This window comes from Novosphingobium sp. 32-60-15 (assembly GCF_002280675.1).
Lineage (GTDB): Bacteria > Pseudomonadota > Alphaproteobacteria > Sphingomonadales > Sphingomonadaceae > Novosphingobium.
Genome location: NZ_NCEN01000008.1, coordinates 135,025 through 156,200 on the forward strand (window position 1 = coordinate 135,025; position 21,176 = coordinate 156,200).

Sequence of the window (21,176 nt, forward strand, 5' to 3'; positions counted from 1 at the left end):
CCTTTTTCATTGCGTACGGCTCGTCAGATCAAAAGCCAGACGGCGTCAGGCCTTCCGCTCAACGGCGGCCGCTTGCGCTATGCGCGCCAATTCAGGCAAGGATTTTGCTGCCATCTTGGCCATGATTGCAGCGCGATGGTTTTCCACGGTGCGCTGGCTAATCCCCAAGTCTGCCGCAATATTTTTGCTCGGCTGCCCCCGCAGCACCATCTCCATTATTTGACGCTGCCGATTGGTCAGTTGAGCCACAAGTGCTGCGGCGGCATCCCGCGTGGCCTCAACAATCCGGATCTCGTGTGATTGGTCGACCGCGCGCGCGATACTGCCGATCAGTTCGGCGCGCCCCACCGGCTTTTCGATGAAATCGCACGCGCCATTGCGCAGGGCTTGCACAGCGTCCTTCGTGCCCGCGCTCCCCGCGATCATGATGACCGGCAGATTATCACCTTGTGCGCGCAGCTTTTGGAGCAGTGCAATGCCTGTCATCCCCGACAAGTTTACATCGACCAGCAGGCAACCTTCGCCGCCCGGAGCGTATGCGGCCAAAAACGCCTCTGCGCTGCTAAAGGTCTTTACCATCTGGCCATCGCTTTCAAGCACTTCGCGGATTGTCGCGCGAACATCCGGGTCCTCATCAATGACGTAAGCAACGGCGCCTACGCTTTTGTCGGTGGTCTGCGCGGCAATTGGAGCAATCGGACAGGAGCCGACACAAAGCCGCTCAATCGCGGACAGAAGTTCGCGTGGTTTAACCGGTTTGCTCAGCTGCATGCAGCCCTGGGCTGCAACTTTTGCCAATGTTTCGCTCGAAACATCGCCGCTCAGGATGATTGCTGGCAGTGGCGCTGCTAGACGGCTGCGCAGTTGGTGCATCAGTTCAAGCCCGGATGTCCCGCCGGGCAAACTGTAATCGGTGAGCAGAATCTCTGGCAGCATCGCTCCGCCCGTAATGATTTTCAGCGCTTCGGCTGCGCTTGTCGCGCACTTGACCGAATGCCCTTCATCCGTGAGCAACTGTTCAAGCAATTCAAGCACATCGGGATCATCGTCAACAACCACAATCCTGCAACTATGGTGGTTGATCACTTCGTCAGTGTCGATTTTGACGGTCGTAGGCTCGACTATAGCAATGGGTGAAATGGCATCGGCAATCGTAACGGTAAAGACCGACCCCTTGTCGGGTTTCGACCGCACGTCCACGTCATGTCCCAGAAGTTGGCCCAGACGCTGTACGATCGACAGGCCAAGGCCCAATCCCAAACTGCGTTCGCGCGCAGCATTGTCGACCTGATGAAATTCATCGAAAATCGCGTGCAATTGGTCAGCGGCAATACCGATGCCTGTGTCCCACACTTCAATGCGTAATGTGTTGCCCCGGCGGCGGCACCCGAGCAGAATTTTGCCCTGCCGCGTATATTTTACCGCGTTGCCCAGTAGGTTGCGGATCATTTGCGAAAGCAACGCCGGATCACTGGTTATAAACGCGTCTGAACTCAAAATACGCAGGGTAAGCCCGCGCGATTGCGCCAAGGAGGTAAATTCATCGCGCAAGCTATCAAGCACGCCAGCCACCGGAAACCGTATGGGCCGGGCTTCAGTAATACCGGCTTCAATCTGGTTGATGTCCAACAGTGCGTTCAGCATGCCAGACATCGCGCCCACCGTTTGTTCCAGGCGCGCCACCAGTCGCTTGGGCTTTTCGCCTTGAACCGTCCGCGCCAGCAAATCTTGCAGCAAGGTCATAGATTGCAGCGGTTGGCGCAAGTCATGGCTGGCTGCGGAAAGGAAGCGCGATTTGGCCACATTGGCACGCTCGGCTTCCAGCTTGGCCGTTTCCAGCGCTTTGGCGGCGATCTTGCGTTCCGTTATGTCGGCAAAGGTGATGACCACGCCCTCAACTCGGGCATTGTGGGTGCGGTATGGGAATATCCGGCGCAGAAAGAACGTTTCATCGGGGGCATCAATCTCTCGCTCGATCAGGACCTTGTCGATCAACACCTGCCGCGCATCTGCCAGCAAATTATGATCGGTAGCAATCGGCTGCAAGTCAGCCAGCGGTCGGCCAATATCGCCCGCGATGATGCTGAACAGGGATCTGATGGCTGGCGTGTAAAACCGGATCTTCAGTTCCATGTCGAGGAACAGCGTGCCCACATTCGTGCTGTACAATACGTTTTGAAGATCGTCAGACGTCAACCGCTGGCGCTCCAGCGTCTCTTGCAATTGGCTGTTCAGGGCGGTCAGTTCCTCATTCAGCGATTGCAGTTCCTCCTTTGAAGTCAGCAATTCTTCGTTGGTAGACTGGAACTCCTCGTTGACTGACAAAGCCTCCTCATTGATGGCCTTTTGCTCTTGGCTCGACATTTCCTGATGCAGGATTGCTGCCTGCAGTTCGGCGCGGGTCGCTTCAAGTTCAAGCTCAAGTTCCGCAACGCGGGGTGCATTGTTGCGGCTTGCGGCAAATGCTTTGGCTCTTGGCTCTGCATGCACTTCTGTAAAGCACACGAGCATAAGTTCTTCATGATCGCCTTTTAGCGCCTGAACATCGGTCCTGAACCAAACCGTCTTGCCGTTATACGTCATGCGGGTTTTGCCGCCGTCAACGCGTGACTTATTCGGGCCAACCTCATCAATTGCCAAACGCAGCCTTGTGCGCAGTGCAGGGGTTGCCATCGCCAATACGTCAAGCGTGGTATAGCCGGGCGGAATGCGCAAATAGCGCTCCACCGGTCCCATCGAATATACACACTGGCGGTTATGGTTGATCAGGATCGCTGCAGGGGCATGCGTGGCAAGCACGGCTGTACGGCAAATGTCCGCCAAAGTCGTTTGCCGGCTTAACGGTGCTATCCGGTCGCCAAGCCCAATGGCTGGCAACGTCTCGCCAAAGCGCAACGGGCTTCTCGGTTCTGCGCTCCTGCTTCGGGCGATGTGCCGGTAAATGCGTTCATACTTGGCAATCGGTTCAAACCGGTCTTCCCCACCGCCGATGGTTTCCGATGAACCCAGCACCAGCAAACCGTTTTCACGCAAAGCGAAGTGGAACAATGATATGACCTGCGCTTGCGCCTCGGTGTTCAGATAGATCAGCAAATTGCGGCAAGAAATCAGATCGATCTTTGAAAATGGCGGATCGGTTAGAAGGTCCTGCACCGTAAATACCACATCTCCGCGCAAACTGGTTGAAACGCGGTAACCAGCGTCATCCTTGATAAAGTTCCGGGCCAGACGTTCAGCGGAAATGGCGCCTGCAATTTCGAGCGGATAAAGGCCTTCGCGCGCCTTTGCGATGGCATCGGCATCAACATCGGATGCAAATACCTGCAACTTGATGTCGCGGCCCGATGCCTTGATCGTCTCGCGGCACGTGATCGCGATGGAATAGGCCTCTTCGCCCGTGCTGCATCCCGCAACCCAAACCCGCAACGGCTGGTGTTCGGCCAAACGCTCAATCAATTCGGGGATCGCAGAATTGAGCAAGGCATCATAGACGCCCGGATCGCGGAAAAAGCTGGTCACATTGATCAGTAAGTCCTTGGCGAGTAACTCGCGCTCATCCGGATCGCTGTTCAAAAGTTCAAGATAGGCTGACAGATTGCGACGCTCCATCGCCAGCAGTCCCATGCGCCGTTCTATGCGGCGCTCCATCGTGCCAGGCTTGTACTGCGTGAAATCATGAGAGGTCTTTTCTTTTAGCAAGGCGATGATCGCTTCCAGCCCGCTGGCGTGTTGCTCTTGTTCCACGCTGGTCCGGTTGGACTTTTTGACTGGCCGGATTAGCTGTTTGAATAATGCTGCCGGAATATCGGCCAGGGGCAGCACCTCATCGACAAGACCTGTGGCAATGGCACTGCGCGACATGCCATCGTATTCAGCCTCTTCGGGCAGTTGCGCGATGATATATCCACCTGCCGCCTTCAACGCGCCAATTGCACCGCTGCCATCAGCGCCGGTTCCCGAAAGGACAATCGCGGTTGTTCTGGGACCATACTCCTTGGCAAGGGATTGGAGCAAATGGTCAAATGGCAGACGTGCGCCTTGCTGCGTTTGCTTGGGGGACAAATGCAATGTCCCTGCGCGCACCGAAAGATAGCGTCCCGGCGGGATGACGTAAATATGATTGGGAGAGAGCTGACTTCCATCCAACGCTTCGAGGATCTTCATTGCGCTGTGTTTTGTCAGCAGCGCCACCATCATGCTTTTGTGGGTGGGATCAAGGTGCTGGATGATGATAAACGCCATGCCGGTTGCATCAGGCAAACTGTCCAGGAGTTTGGACGTGGCCTCCAGGCCTCCAGCAGAAGCTCCGATCACGACAATCGGCATTGCCTCGGGCGGGCCGCGCGCCATCAACGGCGTGGCTGAAACTGATGCCGTCAGTTCCCCGTCCCGGGAAGGGGGCAGGGGCTTTGCGCCTGCGGACGTATCGTCTGTCTCTGCCATGGTTCAGCAGATAGCATCCTCTGTCCAGGTTCAGGCACAATTATTTGAAGAAACTGCCAAATCCATAGCGCGTTCGGTCGGCATGAGTAGTTTCCGAGCCTCACCAATCCAGCAAATATGTGCGATTATGCGGGCGCGCCGTTTTGTGTGAGACGGCGTAAAATTGCAATTGCAGCTGTGGCAGTTCAGGGGGCAAAGGGGCCGCGGATGATGGACGGGCTTAAAATCGTCATTGCCGAAGAGAACGCCCTGATTGGCATGGACTTGGCTGAATTGCTGACAGAGTTGGGCCACCATGTCTGCGCGTTGATCTCTACCGAGACTGAGGCCGTAGCGGCTTCCGCACGGTGCAAACCGGACATGATGATCGTGGACAGCATTCTGGCCAATGGTAGCGGCGTCAACGCGATGCACCGCATCCTTGAACAAGGCCCGATGCCACACTTCTTTCTGGCTGATTATCCAAGTGAAGTTTTTGCAACAGACCCGGATGCGGTGGTCGTGACCAAGCCGTTTAACCTGCACGAATTGGCATGTGGCATTGCCGCTGTCCGGCTGTGCTGCGGCCCCTTGGTTCCACATGCGCTTGAACTTGCACGGTGCATTCCGTCCTGCCCATTCCCCACATGCTTTCAGCGCAGGTGAGTATTTCCAGTTTCTTGCCCTACTCGCCCCGCAGTTTTTTCCGGAACAATGACTTCACCAGCCATGCTTCAAGGATGCGGCCAATCACATACATGGCAGTAAACAGCGCAGCAAAGACGTAGGCCGATGTTGGCGAATGCTTGGTATCTTCACGCTTGCCCGCACCTTCTTTCTTGGGCTTTTCCGGAGCTGGAGCGCCAAGGAATGTATCAATCGGGTGCAATGCGCGCACGACCGGTTCTTTCTTCTCGGGCTTCTTCGCCTTTTCCGCCGCTTCCAGCGCAGGCTTGCGATATTCGCCAATAGCAATGGTCGCCTGCGCAAAAAGCAAGAACAACACAGGCAAACAAAAACAGAATAGCAACGCCCGGCTGGCCAAGCGGTAATGCAGAACCGCTCCGCCCACGCCTCGTTCGATCTTCAGCACGCCTGAATCAAAAACCGACATTTTGTCTTGGGCCGGTTGATCCTTTTTGCTGAAAGTCAGCGTATCACTGAACCGCTCATGCGTTGTGCCGTATTCGCGGAATAGCGGGTCCAACTTGTTGAAGGCCTCATCGCTCGATTGGCCGGGTTCAAGTGGTACGCTGCCTCTGACATTCCAGATCCAGTCGATGAGGCGAAGGTTCACACGGTGTCCATCGGATGGTGCTGGCTCAAGTTGTCCAAAGTCTGCGAAATTGCGAGGAGTGGCCTGCCCGGTCATTCTGCGGGCACCGCATCGGGCCGGTCGAATTCATTGTCGGCGGCGCTTCCTTTGCCATACTTGGCCTTGAGCGATTTCCAGCCTTCGGTGAAGGGAAAGAGCATCTGTTCACGAACAGTCATCCGGCGCCCGCCTTCCATGCCCAGAAGCTCGGCCTCGCCGTCTATGCACGTGCCGAAGATGCGATCGATAAAGATGTAGCTTCCGGCATAATTGCTGCGCGTGGCTTCAAAGTCTTGCGAATGGTGCAGACTGTGATGTTCGGTCGTGTTGAACAAAAACCGCCACCACCGCGGGGTGTTGAAGCGCACGTTGATGTGTTGATAGATCCCGATTGTCAGTCCCAGCGCCCCGGCCAGAAGCGCGGCGCGCGGCAGGAAATCGAAGAACCCGCCAATGCCAAGGCCGATCAGAAACAGTTCGATCGGATTGCCGACCGCGCCTTTGTTGATGTTCAACTGGGTGATGTAATGGTGCACCGAATGCGGCAGCCACAGCGGATACCAGTTGTGCATCCCGCGATGCATCCAGTACTGCCCGAAGTCGAACATGAATGAGATGATGAAAGCCTGAACCAGCAGCGGCAGCCCGGTGAACCAGGACAGCTTGTCCCAATCATAGCTGTTCCGGACCGCTTCGATGACCGCGCCGCTGCCAATGAAATTCTCGATCTGATCAAGGAAGGTATAACCAAGCCCGACATAAAACAGGTCGGTCATTGCCTCCTTCCACGTCAACCGCCAGCTTTCAAAGCGCGGGTTGACCCACTCCAGCGCCAGCAGCAGTGCCTTGAAGGCAATCCCGATCCAGATAGCCGTCGATGCTTTGGCAAGCGAATTGGGCGCATAATACCAGAAAGCGACCATCGCAAACAATGCTGCGGGCTGAAAGTACGTGAATACGAACTGTTTGATCGGCCCGCCTTCAACGCGGGGGATGTTTTCCCAACCAATGGTGACCGGCGCTTGCGTGCCTATCAACCGGTTGCCTACACGAACTCCGTCCATACGCTTGCTCTCGCGATGCTTACCCTTTGCATGGGATTTCCCCATCTGCTTAAGGGCTTACGATGATAAAACTTGGACTAAACGGTTATCAAAACTGCCCCATCACGCCAGACAGCATTATGGTATAGATCCCATAGATTGGATCTATGTCGTCACTCCGGACGCGCCGCCACCGGGACAATGATGAAATGATCATGGACTTGGCCTTGATCCGGCGTGTCGAGCTTTGCAGTCATCCCAGCCTTTAACTCCCCAATCGTTTCTGCTGGAAGTTCAAGCGGATGCTCATCAGGATGGGTTGCCGCTTCATGGGCGTAATCGCGCCCCGGTGTGCGGGTCAATTCGATGTGCGCGCCCAAAACCGCGCGGATCGGGTGTTTTGCCGCAAACGCAGCCAGACGGTTCACACTGGCACGGTTGTCCGCCACAAAATTGACCGGCACATAAAGCCGGCCGGGATAGAGAGTGTCGCCTGAAAGCAAGATCTTCAGCTTCGGATCATAAACCATGATTGCCGCCGATTGATGTCCCGGCGTTGGCAGGATGCGCAGCATGCGCCCGCCAAGGTCAAATTGGCCGATCTGCTCAGGCCACTTGGCTATGCCAAAAATGGCCGCAACATCCGCAGGCTTCAATCCAACCACTGTCGTATTGGCGCGCTCACGAAATGCGCTGTCGCCTGCGATATGATCGCCATGGCTGTGGCTATGGGCCACCACCAGCGGAATATCCGGGCGATTGTTGCGGGCCAGCCAATCGCTGATCAACCGGTCAACCGCCTGCCGGATTTGCCCGTCTTGCGCCCCTGTATCGATCAACAAGGCCTTTTTACGGCCAAAGATCAGGTAAACAAACGGCGCTTCAAAATTGGTTTTCACCGATTGCCGGATCACGAACATGTCAGCATCGAGGGCCTGTACCTGCGTAGCGGGTTCAACGCCGTTCGTCCCGTCAATCCACCGTTCCGCAAACAGCTTCGGAGTTGCAGCAATGGCTGCACCACCCGCCGCGCTGCTCGCCATCAAAAGCGCCAAACTCCACCCCGCAGCGCGATGCGGCCAAGACAAGCGAGGTAGAAATGCCATGCCGTTTTACCCCTGAAAAGCGCTCTAAACGGTTCGAGGCGCTACCCTTTGCAGAATAGCGCCTCTCTCCCCCCGTAAGCTTAGTATTTGATCCGCGCTTCAATACCGACGGTGCGCGGGTTGATGACATTGCGGCGATAGTAGCGCAGCAACACACCATCATTCAGGCCGACGCGTGAGCGGTCATTCGAGACAGACGCCACGGCGAACTTGTTGAAGATGTTGTTGGCAAACAACGAGACAGAATATTTGTCAGTCTCATAGGCGAATGATGCACGGTGCAAGACAAAGCCCGGCAACTTGTCGCCAAACGCCCGGTCCCAACCAAGGCGCGTGACAACATCGCCGCGATAGGTGCCGGTCCAGTCCGCAACGAGGTTTCCGTCACCAACCGGCGTGGTGTACGTTACCCCCAGACTGCCGCTGTTCCGGGTAGATCCGGGCAACCGGTCACCCTTCAGCGCACTCAATTGGATCGGACTGCTGGGGTAAACACCGGCAGGACTGTTCACCGCGATGATGCCGGGCACGTCCTGGGTCAACCGCGCGTTATTGTAGGAATAGGTGCCTTGGATCGAAAGCCCGTCAACAGGGCGCATCTGGAATGAAGCTTCCACGCCCTCCGACTTGGCCTTGCCGCCATTCACGGTGATCCCGACAATTCCGTTGATTGTTGCAGAAGAGACCTGAATCCCTTCCCAATCAATGGTGTAAGCGTTGAGGTTCAGCGTAAGTTTGCGGTCAAACAGTTGCGCCCGGACACCAACTTCAAGGTTCTTGGTCGTGTCCGGCCCAAACGACAATTCGTTCGGCAGGGCGCACACGTTCTGGAACGGTGGTGGTTTCAGCGGCAATACACACGGTGCCACGGTGTTCGGACCGCCAATGCGATAGCCCTTGCTGTAGGTTGCATAGAGCATGATATCCGGCGTGAAGTTATACGATGTATTGAACTTCCAAACCCACCCGGAGTTTTGGTCGGGTGCCCCCGCCGCCGGGAGATCATAGGGGCTGATGGGATCGCCCAGCAGTGGAGTTACTGCCCGACCAGCTACGTCTATGTCGTAGTTGTAGTAACGGGCACCTGCGGTCACCTGCCATTCGGGAACGATTCTGAACGTCCCTTCGCCAAACACTGCCTTTTCGATCACCTTCGACCGGTTGAACGATGCGTATTCGACTTGGTCAGGGTTCGTCGTGATGTCCACAAACGGATGGTTCGGCAGAATTTCGCGGTAATCGCGCTGGCTCTTCAACTCGTTGTAAAACCCGCCCAATACCCAGTTCAGCGGTCCACCGTGGCGCGAAACCAAGCGGATTTCCTGGTTGAACTGCTTTTGCGTCGATTGGCTCTCGTTATAGCTCGAAAACGCGGGGAACAATTCATAATCGTAGTCAAGATCGAGCAACAGGTCGGTGTTGTCACCTTGCGCCTTGTTGCGCACATTGGTGTAAGCAGTTGTCGCCACCACATCCACAATATCGGCAATGTTTGCGTTGATTTCCATGCTGCCAAGATGCGCACGGCGTGAAACCGGTTCGATGAAACGCGCTGCGCTTTCATAACGACCGGTGCCAAGAACACCGTTGCTGTTGTATTGTCCGCCGTCTGTTTTGGTTTCCTGGTAGGCGTAAGTGAAGTTCACCTTCAGGTCTTCGCTGAACTGCACCAACAATTGGTTGCGGCTGGAAAGCGTCTTTTCGAAGTTGAGATCATTGCGACGGGTCAGGTTAGCCGCGTAGGCATCTGGAGTGACGCTGACAGGGCCGGTTGGCTGCGGCAATGAAACGCCCGGTTCCTGCACAAGCAGCGTGTAATCGATAAAGCCGGGATCATAGTAATAGCCGGTGGCGGTGCGGAAGGCGACGTGATCCTTGATGATCGGGATGGAGATCACACCATCTGCCTGAAGACCCACATCGCCGCTCTGGCTTTTGCCGTAAAAGCGTCCGTGCAGTTCCATCTCGACAGTATCAAGATTCGGACGATTGGGAATGTTGCGGATCGCGCCGGCCAAAGTGCCAAGACCATAAAGCGTGCCTTGCGGGCCAAGCAGCACTTCTACCCGCGCAATGTCGAGCAGCTTGAAGTCATAATACAACGGCACTTCGCCAAGATAAACGCCCAAGGCATTATCATAAGACTCACCGCTCGCGCTCGTGTCGGAGGCGTTCAGGCCGCGCAACACGATCTTGCCGGTAGATCCCGGCCCGGTGTCGGCAATGGTCAGGCCCGGTGTGAAGTCCCCGATGTCGCGCACGTCGTCCAACCGCTGGCGATTGATCTGTTCTGCACCAACCGCGCTTATATTGATCGGCACGTCTTGAAGTGAAGTGGCGCGGCGAGTTGCCGTCACCACAATCTCACCGGCGCTGCCATCGTCCACCGCTTGCGGCGCGGCGTCTTGCGCGAAAGCCGGAGCAGCGCCCACACCCATCAGCATGGTTGCGCCCAGCAGTGTGTTTCGAAACAGTTTCATAGTCACTCCGACTCCCTTGAATGGTGAGCCTGTCGTTAAGTGACATCCTTCCCAGTGGTGCTCTAACCCTTGGCCTTTCGGCCGGATTGGCACCTTGTCAGCCGATTTTCGGCCTGTATTGTTCAAGACGCGAAGGTCCAAAGCCGTTGCCGGGGTGGAATTTCGTCGGGCTCAGCTTTGACTCTGCGCCATATGTATGGATTGGGTAAAAGCGGGCTGGGGATAAGACGCTGGCTGCCGCAAACACGCTGCCCGTCATCGGCAGCGCTTTATCTGTAAAAATTGATGTGCAGGCCAGATATTGAGCCACGAACCCTCACTTTACGATTTGCTAACAACCCTCATTGTCCGCCGTGATGGCGATGTCCCTACGCTATGGATATTACATATCTCGTCAAGCGTAATAATTTTGCACATGCTCACTGCGCTCCGAAGTTCATGCTGCACTGCAAAAATGGCGGAAATACTACGGTTCTGACGTGCGATCAGGCGGCTTGAACGCCGGAAGGTCTGCTGCAGGGCGAAGCACGGAATGGAAACCCTCAGGTCAATACGCTGATTTGCGCAGATCACTAGCTTCCGCCAAGATTTACCCCTGTGTAACCAGTGTTTTCAGCGCTGTCTTGCGAGGCTGCACGGCAGAAAGACTGGTTTTGCCCAAAGCTCTACCCCCTTCATGTCCAGTCGTCTGGCCGGTCGCCGGTATTACCTTTTTTTGCGGTGGTAATAATTTTTGATGGACAAGGAGAAACTGTGGGGTGATGCTGCATTGCGAAAGGGGATCGAATCATGATCAAGCTTGTTGGCAAATTCGGCACCGCAGTGCTGATGGCTGGCGCACTCATGTTGGCAGGCTGTTCACAGTCGCCAAGTCCTCAGGCCGGTCCGAAGACCGAGTTCAATATCGGCTGGTCGATCTATGCCGGATGGATGCCGTGGCCTTATGCGCAACAGGCTGGCATCGTTAAGAAGTGGTCCGACAAGTACGGCATCAATATCAATCTTGTGCAGGTCAATGACTACGTTGAATCGGTCAACCAGTACACCGCGGGAAAATTTGATGGCGTCACTGTCACCAATATGGACGCCCTCACAATTCCCGCCGCTGGCGGTAAAGATACAAGCGCGATCATCGTCGGTGATTACTCCAACGGCAACGATGGCATCTTGTTGAAAGGCGCAAGTTCGCTTGCTGATATCAAGGGCCGCCAAACCTATCTGGTTGAATTGTCCGTGTCGCATTATCTGCTCGCGCGCGGGCTTGAATCGGTCGGCCTGAAATCGACAGACGTCCCCACCGTGAACACGTCAGATGCCGATATCGTCGCAGCCTTCGGTGCAGCCGATGTGAATGCCGCCGTAGCCTGGAACCCGCAGCTTTCTGTGATGAAGGGCGGGGAAGGCGTCACCCAGGTGTTCAGCTCGGCCGATATTCCTGGCGAAATCCTCGATCTGATGGTCGTTGATACCGCCACGCTCAAAGCTAATCCCAACCTCGGCAAGGCGCTCGCAGGCATCTGGTATGAAACCGTTGCACTTATGCAGCAGCAGGACGCCAAGGGCGCGGAGGCACGCGCTGCCATGGCCAAGCTTTCAGGCGCCACGCCTGAAATGTTCGAAAGCCAGTTGAAGACCACCTTCCTCTACAGTGATCCCAAGGCCGCTGTCGCTGCAACAACCGCACCTGAACTCATTACCAAGATGACCATGGTGCGCGACTTCAGCTTTTCGAAGGGCCTGTTCAAAGGCGCAACATCGGCTGACGCGGTGGGCATTGCATTCCCCGGCGCCAAAACGCTCGGCGATCCCGCACGCGTCACCCTACGGTTTGACGATAGCTTCATGAAGCTCGCCGCCGACGGCAAACTGTGATCCGCGAAACCCTTCGGGCTTAGCTAAGGTACGAATACGATCATGCGTTGGGTCAACCGTCACGTGCGCCGGAACAATAGCATCCTTCTGGGGGCGCTACCGATCCTGCTGCTGGTGCTGCTCTACTTGTTCCTTGCGGCACAGCGCCACGCCGCCAATCCGATGGACAAGATCCTGCCGCTGCCGTCCAGCATGGCACAAGGCATGTTGGCGCTGATGTTTCAGGCTGACCAACTCAGCGGACAATTCGTGTTCTGGGTTGATACAATGGCCAGCCTGCAACGGCTCGGCTTGGGCCTTGGCATCGCCACTTTAACGGCGCTGGTTGTGGGTCTTGTATTGGGCGTGTTGCCCCCGGTGCGCGCCACATTTGGCCCACTGGTTACCGGAATTGCGGTCATTCCGCCCATCGCCCTTCTGCCCATCCTGTTCATCGCTTTGGGATTGGGTGAGACAGCAAAAGTTGCGCTGATCGTCATCGGCATCGCACCGGTCATGGTGCGCGATATTGCCGCCCACGTCGCCGCGCTTCCGGCTGAACAGATCATCAAGGCGCAAACATTAGGCGCCAGTTCATGGCAAATCATGATCCGCGTCGCCCTGCCGCAAGCTATGCCGCGCCTGATCCAGACGGTCCGTCTCTCGCTTGGCCCGGCATGGGTGTTCCTGATCTCGGCAGAGGCGATCGCGTCGGACATCGGGCTTGGCTACCGCATCTTCCTCGTCCGCCGCTATCTCTCGATGGACGTCATCATTCCTTACGTCGCATGGATCGCGCTGCTCGCCATCATCATGGACGTGGCCCTTAACCGGTTAAGCAAACGCGCGTTCCCCTGGGCACATGGAGCAAACCATTGAGCGCCATTCCCGCCCCCATCCTCAGCCTGCAAAACGTCTGGGTCGAATATGGCGAGAAGATCGTCCTCGAAAAGGTCGACCTCGACATAGAAGCTGGCTCGTTCGTCTCGATCATCGGGCCATCGGGCGCTGGCAAAAGCAGCTTGCTGCGCATCATCCTCGGGCAGGAGTGCCCCACACGCGGCAGCATCATGCTCGATGGTGTGCCACTCGCGCCTGAATGTGGTCCGGATCGCGGCGTGGTATTCCAACGCTATTCGGTATTCCCGCACTTGTCCGCGCTGGACAACACCGTGTTCGGCCTTGAATGCCAACAAGCCCCGCTCACCGCCCGCCTGTTTGGCTCTGCCCGCCGCGCCGCTACCGAAGAGGCGACGCAGATGCTCAAAGCTGTCGGCCTTGGTGACTCGTTGCACCAATACCCCGCCCAGCTTTCCGGCGGCATGCAACAGCGCCTCGCTATCGCACAGGCCCTGATCAAGCGCCCGCGTATCCTGTTGCTCGATGAACCCTTCGGCGCGCTCGATCCCGGCATACGCGCCGATATGCACCTGCTGATCAAGCAGTTGTGGCGCGATTATGCGCTGACGATCATCATGGTCACCCACGATATCCGCGAGGCATTCAGCCTCGGCACCCGCGTCCTCGCGCTCGATAAACGCCGCCACGATCCCCACGCCCCGCACCGCTTCGGCGCAACGGCGGTCTATGATCTTACCTTGCGCAAAGATGCAGAACCCGAACCCGAAACCAGCAAAGAAAGCGCCTGACGTGAGCACAGAACCCGCCAGCCTTGCCCGGCTTTCGATGAGCCTTCCGGGCGAATTGTTCCGCCAGCTCGATGTTATGGTCGAAGAGCGCGGGCTGCCATCGCGCTCGCAGCTTATTGCCGAACTGATCCGCCACGCGCTCGCCGAACACGAAGCCTATACCCGCCCCGAAGAGATGCTCGCGGGCACCGTCACCATCGTCTATCGCGGTGATCGCGGCCGCGTGCGCCATCAGCTCGCGCAGACGCAGGCGGAATACCTCAAAGAGGTCATCTCCTCGCAGCACGTCTTTCTTGAAGATGACCAGTCGCTCGAAGTCCTGCTGGTGCAAGGCCCCGCTGTCCGGCTGAAAGCCTTGTGCGATGCGCTGCGCCGGGTACGCGGCGTCCATCAGCTCCAGCTCGTCACCACCACCGCCCTGCTGCCGCCGCTTTATGAACCGGACGCAGGCGATCAATCCGAAGGAGCCGCCGCATGAGCGCACCTCTCGCCGATCCAAACGCCGCCCGCGATCACGCCCGCTCCATGGCCGGCACGGTGGTCGAAGCCATGCCGGTCCTCCCGCCCGTCGCCGCCGATCTGCCCGAAGGGGTCTCGCCCGCTGATGTGGTGTGGGAGGAAACCATTGCCGCAGGTGGTTACGCCACCCGCCGCCTTTCGCGCGGCGCACGCCTCCGCCTGATCGATGTCAAAGGCGATGCTTGCGCCTCGCTCCTCGTGTTCAACGCCGAAATGCCCACCGAACGGCTCAACGTGGCTGACACGGTGAAGGTGCAATGGAACGCCTATCTCGGTCAGGGCAAGCTGCTCCTGTCCGATATGGGCCGTGTCATGATGAGCATTGTCGAGGATACCGCAGGCACGCATGATGCCTTTTGCGGAACCTCGAATGCTGCAACAAATGCTGCAAAGTACGGCGATGGCAGCAACAGTGGTCCTTATCCCAACGGGCGTGACCGCTTCCTGCTGGGCGCAGCAAAACACGGGCTGCAACGCCGCGATGTTCACCCCTGCATAAATCTGTTCAAAGCCGCCACCATTGCCGCAGACGGCGCAATCGTCACGCAAATCGGCCCTTATGCCCCAGGACGCAGCGTTGTGCTGCGCGCCGAAATGGACGTGATCGTGGTTATCGCCAATTGCCCGCACGTCCTCGATCCGCGTGATCAATGGACAGTCACACCCTTGCGCGCAACTGCTTGGCGCGGGCCGGTCACCGAGCAAGATGATCCCGTCCGCAATGCGACGCCCGAAGGCCAGCGCGCCTTTTTCAACGTCGAAGACTATTTCCGCCGCTAAAAAGGAAACCTTCCCATGAGCGTCGACCCCCATCTCGCTGGCCTTTCCGGCTCTATCGTCCACGATGTAATCGTGCCCGCCCGCGCGCCGTGGCTGCACCATATCGCCGCAGGCCAAACCCTGCGCATTGTCGATCTTGAAGGCAATCAGGCCGTCGATTTCCTGCTCTATGCCACATCTGACGATTCCGAGCGTTACAGCGCGCAAGATACCGTCGCGGCCCAAGCCAACCTGTTCCTGCGCAAGGGCACGGTCCTGCGCTCGAACGAAGGCCGCGCGATGATGACCATCGCTTCCACCTCGGTCGATTACCACGATACCATCGGCGGTGCTTGCTCGTGTGAATCCAATACCTTGCGTTACGGTCATCACACCAAATCCGAACATGCCTGCGTCGAAAACTTCCTCGAAGCCAACCTGACGGAAGGCCGAGGCAAGCGCGATATCGTCTCGAACATCAACTTTTTCATGAACGTGCCGGTCGAAGCCGATGGCGCGCTGGGCATCGTTGACGGCATCTCCGCCCCCGGCCTCACCGTCGATCTCTTTGCCGAGATGGATGTCACCGTCGTCGTCTCCAATTGCCCGCAGATCAACAACCCCTGCAACGGCTTCAATCCCACCCCCGTCCGGATGATTGTCACCGCATGAGCTTTGATACTGTCCTGATCGCGAACCGTGGCGCCATCGCCACGCGCATCATCCGCACCTTGAAAGCCATGGGGCTCCGCTCCGTCGCGGTCTATTCCGAGGCAGACGCAGATTCGCTCCACGTCTCGCAAGCCGACGAAGCCGTATGCATCGGCCCGGCCCGCGCGACCGAGAGCTACCTCAACGTTGCCGCCATCCTCGATGCTGCACGCAAAACCGGCGCGGGAGCAATCCATCCGGGCTATGGCTTCCTCGCCGAAAACGCCGAATTTGCCGAAGCCTGTGCTGCCGCAGGGATCGTGTTTATCGGCCCCACGCCTGAAAACATGCGCACTTTCGGCCTGAAGCACAGCGCGCGCGAATTGGCCGCCGCCCATAGCGTGCCGCTCGCTCCGGGCACCAATCTGCTCACCGATGAAGATGAAGCGGCCAATGCTGCACAAGCCATCGGCTACCCGGTCATGCTCAAAGCCACCGCTGGCGGCGGCGGCATCGGCATGCGGATTTGCGAAGATGAAGCCTCCGTGCGCGAAGGCTTCGCCACAGTCGCGCGCCAGGGCCTTGGCAATTTTGGCGATGCGGGCGTCTTCCTTGAACGCTACATCCGCCGTGCCCGCCATATTGAAGTGCAGATTTTCGGCGATGGCAAAGGCAAAGTCGTGGCGCTGGGCGAACGCGATTGCTCACTGCAACGGCGCAACCAGAAAGTCGTCGAAGAAGCGCCAGCACCCTTGCTACCTGCCACCGTGCGCGCCGATCTGATTGCCGCAGCCATCCGCTTGGGCCAAGCGGCAAACTATCGCTCTGCCGGTACAGTTGAATTCCTCTACGATTCCGAACGGCAGGAATTCTTCTTCCTTGAAATGAACACCCGCCTTCAGGTCGAACATGGCGTGACCGAAGAGGTCATGGGCATCGATCTGGTCGAATGGATGGTGCGCGGCGGGGCAGGGGAGTTCGGCTTCCTCGATACTGCCCCCAGCGAACCCCGTGGTCATTCGGTGCAGGTCCGGCTCTATGCCGAAGACCCCGCGCTCGATTATCGCCCCACCTCGGGCACGCTGACTGCCGTAGATTTCCCCGCCGATATCCGCGCCGAAACATGGTGCATGGCGGGCAGCACGGTCAGCGCGTGGTATGACCCGATGCTGGCCAAGCTGATCGTCCACGCCCCCACGCGTGATCTTGCGGTTCAGGCGATGCAGGCGGCGCTCGATCAATCGCGCATCGATGGCATCGAAACCAATTTGCGCTGGCTGCGCGATGTGGTCCGCAGCCAGGCTTTCACCAGTGGCGAGGTTTCAACCCGCGCGCTGGCCGATATCGTCTATCAGCCGCGCAGTTTCCAGATCATCAGCGGCGGCACTGCTACCACCGTGCAGGACTGGCCGGGCCGCCAGCGGCTGTGGTCCATCGGTGTCCCGCCATCCGGCCCGATGGACGATCAGTCGTTCCGTCTCGGCAACCGCCTGCTCGGCAATCCTGAAGGCACGGCGGGCCTCGAAGTCACGATCACCGGCCCTACACTCACCTTCAACACCGCCACCCGCATCTGCCTTACCGGTGCTGATTTCGGCGCAACGCTGGACGGCACTCCGGTGTCGCGGGGCGTTGCGATTGACGTGGCCGCTGGCCAAACCCTTGCCCTTGGCCGTTTGGTCGGCGGCGGTTTGCGCGGCTATATTCTGTTCGCTGGCGGGCTGGATATCGCGCCCTATCTCGGCAGCCGCAGCACCTTTGAACTGGGGCAATTCGGCGGCCACGCCGCGCGCCGCCTGCTCGCAGGCGATACGATCCACCTCGCAGGCGAAGGCGCAGAACCTGCGCTGGCCGATGCCACATTGCCCGCGCTATCCAACGAATGGGCCTTGCGCGTCCTGTATGGACCGCACGGCGCACCCGATTTCTTCACCGATGAAGATGTCGATACTTTCGTCGCCGCAGAATGGCAGGTCCATTACAACAGCAACCGCACCGGCGTCCGCCTGATCGGTCCCAAGCCCCAATGGGCGCGCAAGGATGGCGGCGAGGCGGGCCTGCACCCCTCGAACATCCATGACAATCCTTACGCCATCGGCGCGGTGGATTTCACCGGCGATATGCCGATCATCCTCGGCCCGGATGGTCCATCGCTTGGCGGTTTCGTCTGCCCGTTCGTGGTCATCGCGGCAGACCGCTGGAAGATCGGACAACTTGCCCCCGGCGACAAGTTGCGCTTCGTGCCCGTAAATGCGGTCGATGCCGCCATGGCCGATACCTTTCAGCGCCGCTTGCTGGAAAGCGGCGAAGGCCACAGCACCGGCCCTGCGCGTCCTATCGAAACGCTCACCCCGATCCTTGGTGAAATCCCCGAAGGCCCGCAGCGTCCACGCACCGTCTATCGCCAGCAGGGGGATCGCAACATCCTCGTCGAATACGGCCCGATCGTGCTCGACATCGAATTGCGCATCCGCGTCCAGGCCTTGATGACCGAACTCGAACGCCTCGCACTGCCCGGTGTGATCGATATCGTCCCCGGCATCCGCTCGCTGCAATTCCATTTCGATGGCGTCACGATGACGCAAAGCGCGGCACTGGCCACTCTGATCGCAGCAGAAGAACGGCTTGGCGATCTTGAGGATTTCACCATCCCCTCGCGCATCGTCCACCTGCCGCTCAGTTGGCGCGATCCCGCGACTATCGAAACCATCGAAAAGTATATGGGCGCGGTGCGCGATGATGCGCCATGGTGCCCCGATAACATCGAGTTCATCCGCCGCATCAATGGCCTTCCCGATGCAGCGGCGGTCGAAAACCTGATCTTCGAAGCCAACTACCTCGTCCTCGGCCTCGGCGATGTCTATCTAGGCGCACCGGTCGCCACCCCGGTTGACCCGCGCCACCGTCTTGTCACCACCAAATACAACCCGGCGCGCACATGGACGCCACCCAATGTCGTTGGCATCGGCGGTGCATACATGTGCATCTATGGCATGGAAGGCCCCGGCGGTTACCAGTTGTTCGGCCGCACGCTTCAGGTCTGGAACACTTATCGCCAGACCGACGCCTTCATCGAAGGCAAGCCATGGCTGCTGCGTTTCTTCGACCAGATCCGGTTCTATCCGGTCAGCGCCGATGAACTTACGCAATGGCGCCGCGATTTTCCCACCGGTCGCCGCTCGATCCGCATCGAACCCTCCGAATTCCGCCTCGCCGATTATCGCGCCTTCCTGGCAGACAACGCCGCGCAGATTTCCAGCTTCGAAGCCCATCGCCAGGCCGCCTTCGATGAAGAGCGCGCCGAATGGCAAAGGCGCGGCGAATTTGATCGGACAGACTCGGTCGATGCCGAAGTGGTCGATGCCGGTGCGGTAGTTGTGCCGGATGGCGCGGACATGGTCGAAGCACCCTTCGGCGGCAGTGTCTGGAAAATGCTCGTCGGCGTCGGCGACGAAGTTCTGGCGGGCGAAACCATCGCCATCATCGAAGCGATGAAAATGGAATGCCGCGTCGAAAGTCCCGGGGCAGGGACAGTGTCGGCACTTTATGCGCAGGAACGCCAGGCCGTGCAGCCCGGAACGCCCATTCTGGCACTCACGAGGCACGCATGACCACATTTGAACGCCAGAGTGCCACCGCGATCGCCCATGCTGTGAGGACAGGGCAGACCACCGCTGTGGCTCTAGTTGATGAAATACATGCGCGGCTTTTTGCTTACGATGCGATCCAGCCACAAATTTGGATCAGTCGTGCTTCCTATGAAGACATGCTTGCTGCTGCGCGTGTGATTGATGCCCGTGTGGCTGCGGGCGACGATCTTCCGCTGGCTGGTGTGCCTTTTGCGGTAAAAGACAACATCGATGTTGTTGGATTTGAGACGACGGCGGCATGTCCCGCCTTCGCCTATCGCCCGCAAGCTTCCGCCACGGTTGTGCAACGCTTGCTGGATGCAGGTGCGCTCTGCGTCGGCAAGACCAATCTTGATCAGTTCGCCACCGGCCTCAATGGCACCCGCAGCCCCTACGGCGCCCCCCGCAACGCCTACAATCTGGCCTATGTCAGCGGCGGCTCCAGCTCCGGCTCGGCTTCAGCCACCGCAGCGGGTCTGGTCGCCTTTGCCCTCGGCACAGACACCGCCGGATCAGGCCGCGTTCCCGCCGCATTTCAACACCTTATCGGCTTCAAGCCAACCAAAGGCAGGTGGAGCAACACCGGCCTCGTCCCCGCCTGCCGCACCCTCGATTGCATCACCGTCTTCACTGATGACACCGCCGACGCCCGCCTGATTGACAGCGTCGTGGCAGGCTTCGATGCGCGCGATGCCTATTCCAGACCGCTCGCCAATCTGCCCATCGAACGCAAGACAATCGGCGTCCCGCGCCGCGACCAGCGCGTGTTTTTCGGCGATCTTGAATCCGAGTATCTCTTTGATCGCGCGATAGAAAAACTCGGCCAACTCTACAACGTGGTCGAGATCGATTACGCCCCGCTGCAAGAAGCCGCGCAGCTTTTGTACAGCGGGCCATGGGTGGCAGAACGCACCGCCGCGATGGCAGGCATTCTCGCCAGCAATCCCGAAGCGGTCGACCCGACGGTGCGCGAGATCGTCGAGGTGGGGCAGGGAACCACAGCAGTTGAACTGTTCAACGGCATCTACCGCCTCGCCGAGTTAAAGCGTTATGCCGAAAACCTATGGCAAACCATTGATATAATGGTATTTCCCACAACCGGAACAACCTACCGCGTGGCCGAACTCCAGGCATCCCCCATCGTGCTAAACAGCGCCTTCGGGTACTACACCAACTTCGTCAATCTGTTGGATATGGCCGCTTTGGCCGTACCTGCCGGCACCCGCACCAATGCCACCGGTTTTGGCATAACCCTGATCGGCCCTGCAGATACCGACCGCGCACTACTCGATGCGGCCGACGCCTATCTCGCCATCGCCGATCTTCCATCACCACCCCCGCTCGATCTGGAGGGCAAAATGCAGACCGTGAAACTGGCCGTTGTCGGCGCTCACCTCAAAGACATGCCGCTCCACTGGCAGCTCACCTCGCGCGACGCAAAGTTCGTCGGCGCGTTCGAAACCGCCCCGAATTACAGGCTTTACGCCATCGCTGACAGCGTCCCGCCAAAGCCCGCGCTGGTCTACAGCGATGATGGCGCAGCTATCGCCCTCGAAGTCTATGAAATGGGCGTCGCGGAATTCGGCAGCTTCGTCGTGGAAGTGCCGCCGCCTTTGGCAATCGGCACCGTAACGCTCGCCGATGGCACCAGTGTCAAAGGCTTCGTCGCCGAACCGCGCGCTTTGACAGGTGCCGAAGACATCACGCATCTTGGCGGTTGGCGCGCCTACATTGCTCAAAAGTAACGGAATT

Annotated in this window: 15 protein-coding genes; 9 read left to right on the plus strand and 6 right to left on the minus strand. The window is 58.3% G+C overall.

Features of this window, described 5'->3' with window-relative positions; translation table 11 throughout:
* Positions 1-45: 45 nt before the first annotated feature.
* A complete protein-coding gene (locus tag B7Y89_RS08315) occupies positions 46-4,443 on the minus strand; it encodes a chemotaxis protein CheB (RefSeq protein ID WP_292937507.1) in 4,398 nt (1,465 codons plus the stop codon).
* Between the two features lie 207 nt (positions 4,444-4,650).
* Between B7Y89_RS08315 and B7Y89_RS08320 the strand changes: the two genes are divergently transcribed.
* Positions 4,651-5,088: a response regulator gene (locus B7Y89_RS08320; protein ID WP_292937509.1), complete on the plus strand. Its 438-nt coding sequence runs from the start codon at positions 4,651-4,653 to the stop codon at positions 5,086-5,088.
* A gap of 19 nt (positions 5,089-5,107) precedes the next feature.
* Here B7Y89_RS08320 and B7Y89_RS08325 read toward each other — a convergent pair whose 3' ends face one another.
* The 5 genes from B7Y89_RS08325 to B7Y89_RS08345 form a co-directional block, all read right to left on the minus strand.
* Positions 5,108-5,719, minus strand: a complete 612-nt coding sequence (locus tag B7Y89_RS08325; protein ID WP_292937511.1) for a hypothetical protein — start codon at positions 5,717-5,719, stop codon at positions 5,108-5,110.
* Between the two features lie 71 nt (positions 5,720-5,790).
* Positions 5,791-6,801 carry a sterol desaturase family protein gene (locus B7Y89_RS08330; protein ID WP_292937513.1) on the minus strand — a complete coding sequence of 337 codons (1,011 nt, stop codon included), beginning with the start codon at positions 6,799-6,801 and terminating at the stop codon, positions 5,791-5,793.
* A 152-nt stretch (positions 6,802-6,953) separates the two neighbouring features.
* The gene (locus B7Y89_RS08335; RefSeq protein ID WP_292937557.1) at positions 6,954-7,823 is read right to left on the minus strand and encodes an MBL fold metallo-hydrolase; all 870 of its coding nucleotides are present in this window, start codon (positions 7,821-7,823) and stop codon (positions 6,954-6,956) included.
* Positions 7,824-7,966: 143 nt separating this feature from the next.
* Entirely contained in the window at positions 7,967-10,366 is a 2,400-nt protein-coding gene (locus B7Y89_RS08340; RefSeq protein WP_292937515.1) for a TonB-dependent receptor, read from the minus strand.
* A 97-nt stretch (positions 10,367-10,463) separates the two neighbouring features.
* Positions 10,464-10,676, minus strand: coding sequence for a hypothetical protein (locus B7Y89_RS08345; protein ID WP_292937517.1), 213 nt, complete (start codon positions 10,674-10,676; stop codon positions 10,464-10,466).
* Positions 10,677-11,155: 479 nt separating this feature from the next.
* Here B7Y89_RS08345 and B7Y89_RS08350 point away from each other — a divergent pair, with 479 nt between their 5' ends.
* From B7Y89_RS08350 to atzF, 8 genes are read left to right on the plus strand one after another with little or no spacing between them, the layout of a single operon-like run.
* Positions 11,156-12,238 (plus strand): putative urea ABC transporter substrate-binding protein, encoded by a 1,083-nt coding sequence (locus tag B7Y89_RS08350; protein WP_292937519.1) that lies wholly within the window; start codon positions 11,156-11,158, stop codon positions 12,236-12,238.
* A 42-nt stretch (positions 12,239-12,280) separates the two neighbouring features.
* On the plus strand, positions 12,281-13,096 hold the full coding sequence (locus B7Y89_RS08355; protein WP_292937520.1) for an ABC transporter permease subunit: 816 nt from the start codon (positions 12,281-12,283) through the stop codon (positions 13,094-13,096).
* Positions 13,093-13,866 carry an ABC transporter ATP-binding protein gene (locus tag B7Y89_RS08360; RefSeq protein ID WP_292937522.1) on the plus strand — a complete coding sequence of 258 codons (774 nt, stop codon included), beginning with the start codon at positions 13,093-13,095 and terminating at the stop codon, positions 13,864-13,866. The genes B7Y89_RS08355 and B7Y89_RS08360 overlap by 4 nt, the downstream gene beginning before the upstream one ends.
* A 1-nt stretch (position 13,867) precedes the next feature.
* Positions 13,868-14,344 (plus strand): CopG family ribbon-helix-helix protein, encoded by a 477-nt coding sequence (locus B7Y89_RS08365; RefSeq protein ID WP_292937524.1) that lies wholly within the window; start codon positions 13,868-13,870, stop codon positions 14,342-14,344.
* Positions 14,341-15,165, plus strand: a complete 825-nt coding sequence (locus B7Y89_RS08370; RefSeq protein WP_292937525.1) for an urea amidolyase associated protein UAAP1 — start codon at positions 14,341-14,343, stop codon at positions 15,163-15,165. Before B7Y89_RS08365 ends, B7Y89_RS08370 begins: the two co-directional genes overlap by 4 nt.
* A 15-nt stretch (positions 15,166-15,180) precedes the next feature.
* Positions 15,181-15,816, plus strand: coding sequence for an urea amidolyase associated protein UAAP2 (locus B7Y89_RS08375; RefSeq protein ID WP_292937527.1), 636 nt, complete (start codon positions 15,181-15,183; stop codon positions 15,814-15,816).
* A complete protein-coding gene (gene uca, locus B7Y89_RS08380) occupies positions 15,813-19,406 on the plus strand; it encodes an urea carboxylase (RefSeq protein WP_292937528.1) in 3,594 nt (1,197 codons plus the stop codon). The genes B7Y89_RS08375 and uca overlap by 4 nt, the downstream gene beginning before the upstream one ends.
* Positions 19,403-21,169: an allophanate hydrolase gene (gene atzF, locus B7Y89_RS08385; protein ID WP_292937530.1), complete on the plus strand. Its 1,767-nt coding sequence runs from the start codon at positions 19,403-19,405 to the stop codon at positions 21,167-21,169. The genes uca and atzF overlap by 4 nt, the downstream gene beginning before the upstream one ends.
* Positions 21,170-21,176: the final 7 nt, after the last annotated feature.